Source organism: Microbulbifer variabilis (assembly GCF_020524905.1).
Lineage (GTDB): Bacteria > Pseudomonadota > Gammaproteobacteria > Pseudomonadales > Cellvibrionaceae > Microbulbifer > Microbulbifer variabilis_A.
Genome location: NZ_JAIVKI010000040.1, coordinates 1 through 7,085, shown reverse-complemented (window position 1 = coordinate 7,085; position 7,085 = coordinate 1). Strand labels below are relative to the sequence as shown.

At 42.0% G+C, this 7,085-nt stretch carries 7 protein-coding genes; 6 read left to right on the top strand and 1 reads right to left on the bottom strand.

All coding sequences use genetic code 11. From position 1 onward, the window contains the following. Together LC073_RS21225 and LC073_RS21220 are read left to right on the top strand one after the other, a co-directional pair. A partial coding sequence (locus LC073_RS21225; protein ID WP_226649599.1) for an IS630 family transposase occupies window positions 1-613 on the top strand: 613 nt, incomplete at its 5' end. Window positions 614-963: 350 nt separating this feature from the next. Then, window positions 964-1,914, top strand: a complete 951-nt coding sequence (locus tag LC073_RS21220) for an IS5 family transposase (protein WP_226649597.1) — start codon at window positions 964-966, stop codon at window positions 1,912-1,914. Between the two features lie 140 nt (window positions 1,915-2,054). Here the strand turns inward: LC073_RS21220 and LC073_RS21215 are convergent, their stop codons facing one another. After that, the gene (locus LC073_RS21215) at window positions 2,055-2,819 is read right to left on the bottom strand and encodes a tetratricopeptide repeat protein (protein ID WP_226649595.1); all 765 of its coding nucleotides are present in this window, start codon (window positions 2,817-2,819) and stop codon (window positions 2,055-2,057) included. Between the two features lie 134 nt (window positions 2,820-2,953). Between LC073_RS21215 and tnpA (LC073_RS21210) the strand changes: the two genes are divergently transcribed. The 4 genes from tnpA (LC073_RS21210) to LC073_RS21195 all read left to right on the top strand — a co-directional run bounded on the left by tnpA (LC073_RS21210) (window position 2,954) and on the right by LC073_RS21195 (window position 6,196). After that, window positions 2,954-3,388: an IS200/IS605 family transposase gene (tnpA, locus tag LC073_RS21210; RefSeq protein WP_226649594.1), complete on the top strand. Its 435-nt coding sequence runs from the start codon at window positions 2,954-2,956 to the stop codon at window positions 3,386-3,388. 301 nt (window positions 3,389-3,689) lie between these two features. Continuing rightward, window positions 3,690-4,124: an IS200/IS605 family transposase gene (gene tnpA, locus LC073_RS21205; RefSeq protein ID WP_226648093.1), complete on the top strand. Its 435-nt coding sequence runs from the start codon at window positions 3,690-3,692 to the stop codon at window positions 4,122-4,124. 721 nt (window positions 4,125-4,845) lie between these two features. Beyond that, window positions 4,846-5,760: a zinc metalloprotease gene (locus tag LC073_RS21200; protein ID WP_226649593.1), complete on the top strand. Its 915-nt coding sequence runs from the start codon at window positions 4,846-4,848 to the stop codon at window positions 5,758-5,760. A 172-nt stretch (window positions 5,761-5,932) separates the two neighbouring features. Continuing rightward, window positions 5,933-6,196 (top strand): hypothetical protein, encoded by a 264-nt coding sequence (locus LC073_RS21195; protein ID WP_226649591.1) that lies wholly within the window; start codon window positions 5,933-5,935, stop codon window positions 6,194-6,196. The last annotated feature ends 889 nt before the right edge of the window (window positions 6,197-7,085 follow it).

The following is a 7,085-nucleotide window of genomic DNA, read 5'->3' as shown; positions in this document are numbered from 1 at the left end:
GGCCTATGAGCAAAACCCTAAAGCCGTTAAAAAGTGGCTGGAAGAAGACTATCCAAACATTAAGCGGCGTGCGAAACGGGAAGATGCAGAGATTTACTGGGGCGACGAAACAGGAATTCACAGCGATTGCCAACATGAGCGAGGCTATGCGGCAAAAGGGAAAACCCCCTTTGTGAGACTGAATGCCAAACATGCTTCACTCAATATGATCTCTGCGGTTACAAATCAGGGAACTGTGCGGTTTCAAATTTATGAAGGGAGCATGGATGCTGACAAATTGATCGATTTTCTCAAACGATTGATCAAAACAGCAGGCCGTAAAGTTTATCTCATTCTGGACAATCTTAGGGTTCATCATGCACGAGTCGTTAAAGCCTGGCTGGTAGAGCATGAGGATGAAATAGAAGTATTTTATTTACCATCATATTCGCCTGAATTGAACCCGGATGAATATTTGAATTGTGATCTCAAAGCGGGCGTTCACAGTGGGATGCCAGCACGAACGAGAGAGAAGCTGAAAAGCAAGGTACTTTCTCACATGAGAATGTTACAAAAGAAGCCCGCACGTGTAGCTTCCTACTTTAAACACCGCTCAATTAAATATGCAGCATAATGAACCACTTATCCGCCGGGTTAATAACTCAAGATGCTGTGTAAATTATTAAAAATAAGAATAGGTCGTGTAGCATATTTAGAGCACACAACCTTACTATTAATGATCTCTCTCTGGCAAATGAATGCAGCTAAGAATCTTTACTACATAATTTACTCTTGGTTAGAGTTAACTGTATGCTTTGAAAATAGCGATGAAAAATTTGTTGGGCTTTTATGTGCAAGATGGTATCATTTTGTTCTGTTCTCTAAATTTGAAGCGAACTCAAACTTCATTCTAGCTAGGGAACCTCTGAATAATTCCCAGTCAATTTGGTAGTATTAGGCTATCCGTCAAGGCTACGATAGATCATGCACCAAGTCACCTTTGCCGAAGCAGAATACAATCTCAAGCGTCGTATAACTCGCCGAGAGAAGTTTCTTTCTCAGATGAATGCCCTCATCCCATGGCAGCGACTAGAAGCTCAAATAGCGCCTTGTTATCCACGGGGCAAGCGTGGCCGGCAGCCTTATCCATTGAGTGTCATGCTGCGCATTCATTGTATGCAGTTGTTTTACAATCTCAGTGATCCGGCTATGGAAGATGCGCTATTTGAGATTGAATCTATGCGTAACTTTGCCGGGTTGACTCTGAGCGGACCAATTCCCGATGAGACAACGATTCTTAACTTTCGCCACTTATTAGAGTCGAATCAGCTGAGTAAAACTCTATTTGGGGAAATTAGTAAACACCTCGCTGAGAATGGCATGGCACTGCGTGAAGGTACCATTGTAGATGCCACTATTATCTCCGCTCCAACTTCAACTAAGAACAAAAAGAAGAAGCGCGACCCAGAAATACACCAAACTAAAAAAGGTAATCAGTGGCATTTCGGGATGAAGATGCATATCGGTACAGCTGACACCCTCGGACTCATACATAGCCTCGACACAACAGCCGCAAACCAACATGACATTACTGCAACAGGCAAATTGCTGCATGGTAAAGAGAAGCGAGTTTGGGGGGATTCTGGCTACACGGGTGCAGAAAAGCGAGAAGAGCTTAAATCTAAAGATGTGGAGTGGCTTATTGCAGAGAAGCGTAGTCGCCTGAAGCATCGTCCGTGCCGAACTGAGTTGCGCAAGGTAGAAAAAATAAAGGCGCAGGTTAGGGCAAAAGTAGTACACCCATTCCGATATATTAAAAATATTTTCGGGTATGGCAAAGTACGCTATCGAAGTTTAGAAAAAAACACTCAGCGCTTATTTCTGCTGGCTGGCTTTACCAACTTACTAATTGGGAAAAAGTATCTGCTGACTTAGGGTTAGTGTGCCTTAAATTCGCCAAACGCGGATCTAAGGCAGAAAAAATGGAGATAACTATGTATAGAAAATAGAGTTTCGAGTAAAAAATAGGCATTTTTAGTTGTAGGAAGCCTGATGCAAGGCTAAAGGCTGATTTTTCAGAGGATCCCTAGTTCTTTATTTGCATATTCATTTGCCGCATCTTCGTTACTAATTTCCTCCTCTCTAAGGCCTAAGTTGTAGTAAGGCCAAGCAAAGTCTGGATCAATATTGATTGCTTCCTCGTAGTAATGAATGGACTTTTTTTTATGGCCTATCATAGATAACGCAGCACCGGTATGATTAACAAGAAAAGCTTTTCTACTTTTGGGGCAATTTTTGATCGATCTTGTCATGTATAGTTCAAGTCCGTCTGCATCCTCATTTTTTGTAGTAATCATGCCGTATGCTAGGGTTGTTCTCCAGTTATCGATGCCCTTTAATAAATATTCTGCTTTCGAAGGGCTTAACAGATAAACAATGTAAAGCGCCTGTAAAGACCTTACTTCTTCATTTTTAGGATTTATAGCGATAGCCTTTAAAATCCATTTGTATCCTTTGAGTAGCTTCATTTTACGGAAGGAGAGGCCTCCCTGATAAGTATCCTGGTAATACGCTTCTGCTAGGCATGTTAGAGCTTTCTCATGCCTTGGATTTTCCATTAGCAAGTAGTTTGAAATTGCTTTGCACTCTTCTAAAAGTAGAGTTTCACCACGAAATCGGTTTAAATTTTCTTCAGCCTTTTCAATTTTTATCTTCATTATCGCTTTAGTTTCTAGGGTGAATAATCCTATGGTTCTTGCTATTGTATTAAAAATTATCAGATGTATTTTTTTATTAAGGTCGAAATTTTTTATATGGCGAAGTTCAATTTCTTTATCCAAGGATTTGATTACACTTAATTAACAAATAGGTAAACCACCGCCTCAGGCGGTGAGACTTGACAAGGCTCTGCCGTTCCGGCGTGCAGAGTGAAAATATGGCCTCCATGAACCGGCAAGTTCTTTAAGGAGGCCATATGCGAGATTGGCAGTGCCAAGCTCACGTGAAACATTATTGCAGGTACCATGTGGTATTTGTGCCCAAGTATAGAAAGAAAGCGTTATTTGGGGCATTGAGACGTGAGATTGGAGCAATATTCCGAGACTTATGTCGTCAAAAAGGCATTGAGTTGGTCGAGGGATACGCAATGAGGGATCACATTCATATGTTGTTAATGATTCCTCCAAGGTTAAGTGTTTCCGATACGGTTGAGTTTCTGAAAGGGAAATCTGCGATCCAGATATTTCGGAAGTACAAGCATGTGCAGAGAAATTTCACAGGAAGACATTTTTGGGCTCGTGGCTACTGCGTGAGTACAGTAGGTCTTGATGAGCAGATGATTCGAGAGTACATCAAGAATCAAGAGGTTGAAGAACGCCGGCAAGAGCAGATGCAACTGGCGGGGTTGTAAATAGCCCCCTCTGGGGGCTTTCACCATACCACCCGCTATGCGGGTGGTTGCTGATTTCATAGCCGCAAGAAAGTTGAACGGTTGGATCGATTGATGTTGACAATTAAGTTGCCATTGATAATCAAGCTAAATCATAAAGTCTTGTAGATCTTTATCGACACATCAATTTCTTCTTATATGCTTAATTAACAAATAGGTAAACCACCGCCTCAGGCGGTGAGACTTGACAAGGCTCTGCCGTTCCGGCGTGCAGAGTGAAAATATGGCCTCCATGAACCGGCAAGTTCTTTAAGGAGGCCATATGCGAGATTGGCAGTGCCAAGCTCACGTGAAACATTATTGCAGGTACCATGTGGTATTTGTGCCCAAGTATCGAAAGAAAGCGTTATTTGGGGCATTGAGACGTGAGATTGGAGCAATATTCCGAGACTTATGTCGTCAAAAAGGCATTGAGTTGGTCGAGGGATACGCAATGAGGGATCACATTCATATGTTGTTAATGATTCCTCCAAGGTTAAGTGTTTCCAATACGGTTGGGTTTCTGAAAGGGAAATCTGCGATCCAGATATTTCGGAAGTACAAGCATGTGCAAAGAAATTTCACGGGAAGACATTTTTGGGCTCGGGGCTACTGCGTGAGTACAGTAGGTCTTGATGAGCAGATGATACGAGAGTACATCAAGAATCAAGAGGTTGAAGAACGCCGGCAAGAGCAGATGCAACTGGCGGGGTTGTAAATAGCCCCCTCTGGGGGCTTTCACCATACCACCCGCTATGCGGGTGGTTGCTGATTATACATGGTTAGTGTCGCTCATATACAGGCGTCATAAGGAGAGATCTGTATAAAAATGTTGTCTTCGGCTGCAGATCTCTAACTAATATTTAAGCAAGAATTATTTAAACTCGATATCCATTTAGAACCTAAAGGGATTGTTTAGCCTTTTACTGCTTAATGGTGATTAGAACTAGAATCTGTAATGTCAAACCTTAAATTCTAAATTTGTTCTTTGTGTAAGATAAATGGCCGGAAAGTATCTGTGTTCGAGTTTAAGTGGTCAAGAATAGGATTGTTTTTTTCTATATTAAGTTCTTAGATAGGTCGCTTCAGATATGTCTGTCAATCGCCTTTTACTTTTATTTCTGTAAGGATGCCAGATCGATACGTGCTGTATGGTTTTATATACTTTCATATGTAACTGTTTTATACGGCCCAATATGCTTTTAGGTGTAACTATTTTTCCTGTCTTTAATACATTTTTAATGCGTTATTTTTTTATTGTAGGGTTTGGAGTGAGATTAATTTCCGTCAAATTGTTGAGCCTTGTGCCGATTTAAAGGAAATAGTGTCATTCTTATAGTTTTGCGATTTGGTACTATTGACAGTAGTTGGTTTAAGCGTAGAAAGTTGACGGGCTGTTTGGGGTATCTAATTTCAATAATAAATTTAAGGTCCAGGTTATGAGTAAGACTGCTCTCTCAGTTTCAATGAAAACTGTATTGTCTCTTTGTCTGTTAACTTCATCTGCTATTGGTCTCGCTGAAAATATTTCAGACATTGAGCGTAGTAATGGCAAAGCAAAATATAAGCACTGTGGTACTCAGCATCCATCTATTCAGGAGGCTGCGCTGAAAGAGCAGCACTTTACTGCTTTGCGACAGAAATCAGCTGTTGCTGATGGAGGCCACACATTACGACCGAATGGCTCCGTTAGTATTGATGTGTACTTCCATGTAATTACTGATTCTTCCAATAATGGATCACTCCCCAGTAATGTTATCAATGCACAAATGGATGTGCTGAATAATGCATATGCAAATACCCCTTTCACTTTTAATCTAGTTTCTACCTCGGTAACGGCTAACAATTCTTGGTATAACGTGGGTTATGGTTCCTCCGCAGAGAGTAATATGAAAAATTCTTTGCGCGTAGGTGATGCTGGGGATTTAAATATTTATGTAGCTGAAATTAGTGACGGTTTGTTGGGGTGGGCAACTTTTCCAAGCAGCTATGCCTCTGATCCTTTCGATGATGGGGTGGTGATTTTAACCGGATCGGTGCCTGGTGGTGATGCGGCACCTTACAATGAAGGTGATACTTTGACTCATGAAGTTGGTCACTGGTTGGGTCTTTACCATACTTTCCAAGGGGGATGTGGAGGCAGGGGGGACTATGTTTCAGATACTCCTGCAGAAAGGTCCGCGGCCTACGGCTGTCCGATAGGTCGGGATTCCTGTACACGGGGAAGAAATGCTGATGGGCTGGACCCGGTGACAAACTTTATGGATTACACGGACGATAGCTGCATGTATGAGTTTACGGAAGGACAGGCTACGCGAGCAGACGAGCAAAGCGCGACTTATCGCGGACTATAAAGGGTAATCGGGGGGATCTCCCCCCGATATATTTTGCCTTATGAGAAACATTCGATTTATCTTAATTCTTTGTGCTCTGAGTTTGCCGAGTATCGGTACGGAAGCTCAGCGGCTTGCTGTACCGGATTACGTTACTTGTGATAGGAACAAGCTAACCTCTTGGCAAGGGAGGGTGTCTAAATTAAAGCAGGTAGATGGTAGCTTTGAGTTGTGGATGGAGACTGATGACGGTACCAGTGAGCATCTAAAACTCTCTATGCCTAGTTGGAGTGATCTGCTAGAACAGTTTCGCCTATGGGGGGACGTTTTCCATGCGAGCGATTGGGAAAAACTTGTCGATCCAGAGGCACACCTTTGGCCTGGAGTTCGAGCAGTTATTTGGTTGTGTGATGAAGAGGATCATCAGCCAATGATTAATTGGCAGCCCTCTTCATGATATCGTAATAAATAGCCTATCGATATTTCTTGGTAGGCGTGTTGAACTATCTGTTTGCTGGGCTCTATTTTCCTCTCTACTGTCTAATTAGATAATAGGAGCAAGGAAATTCTGCATGCATTAGTAATGTTGACAACGCAATACATCTATAACTAGTGCGAATTAATTGGTGAAAAAATTAAGATCGTATGGATTTTTTCGGAAAACTACAGTAGTTAACGGCGTGGGGAGTAGTATGGGTCTAGCAATTGCCCTGACCAATAGATAGAGAAAGTTAGTACCGGTAGTTATAATCTTGGCTGACTTCTGGCCACGGGAAAGAGTATGGTGAGGAGTGCATTTGTGTACAGGCAGACGTATCTAATCTGGCTGATGTACACAAAATCGAAGAAACGACACTATGGCATGTAGGCAGGGTGTATTTGTTGTGTAATGTTTTTTGGGGCGACCCTCAAAACTATGGCAGAGATTTCTATTGAGGAGTGCAGTGGGTATTGTCAGTAAGTTTATGGTGGGCTACCCATGTTGTCCTTTTTTTAAGGGAAAATACGGTGATAATTTGTACTATCCACGGCAGCGGAGTCAAGTCCGTATAACATAAGCTATATTTGTGACTACAATGTCGCCAATTTTGATGTTGTTGAGTTAATACAAAATTTGGAGCATGGTCTTCGTAGAATATAGTCAGACATAAAAACCTTTGAATTTTCCTGGGTGCGACTAGTATCAATATACTTCACTCCACAATAAGTGAATTTCCAAAGGTGCTTGCTAGTGGTCCATGCGGAAAATAAGGTTACGTAATTTGAGTTCGCGTATACTTGCCCCATGGATACTCCTGACGTTTTCACAATTACCGCTCATGATGCAGCGACCCTGGAAAGCTGGA

What these genes read in the sequence shown, in the direction of transcription:
- LC073_RS21220 (WP_226649597.1), top strand. Translation starts at nt 964, where the DNA reads ATGCACCAAGTCACCTTTGCCGAAGCAGAATACAATCTCAAGCGTCGT.
- tnpA (WP_226649594.1), top strand. Translation starts at nt 2,954, where the DNA reads ATGCGAGATTGGCAGTGCCAAGCTCACGTGAAACATTATTGCAGGTAC.
- tnpA (WP_226648093.1), top strand. Translation starts at nt 3,690, where the DNA reads ATGCGAGATTGGCAGTGCCAAGCTCACGTGAAACATTATTGCAGGTAC.
- LC073_RS21200 (WP_226649593.1), top strand. Translation starts at nt 4,846, where the DNA reads ATGAGTAAGACTGCTCTCTCAGTTTCAATGAAAACTGTATTGTCTCTT.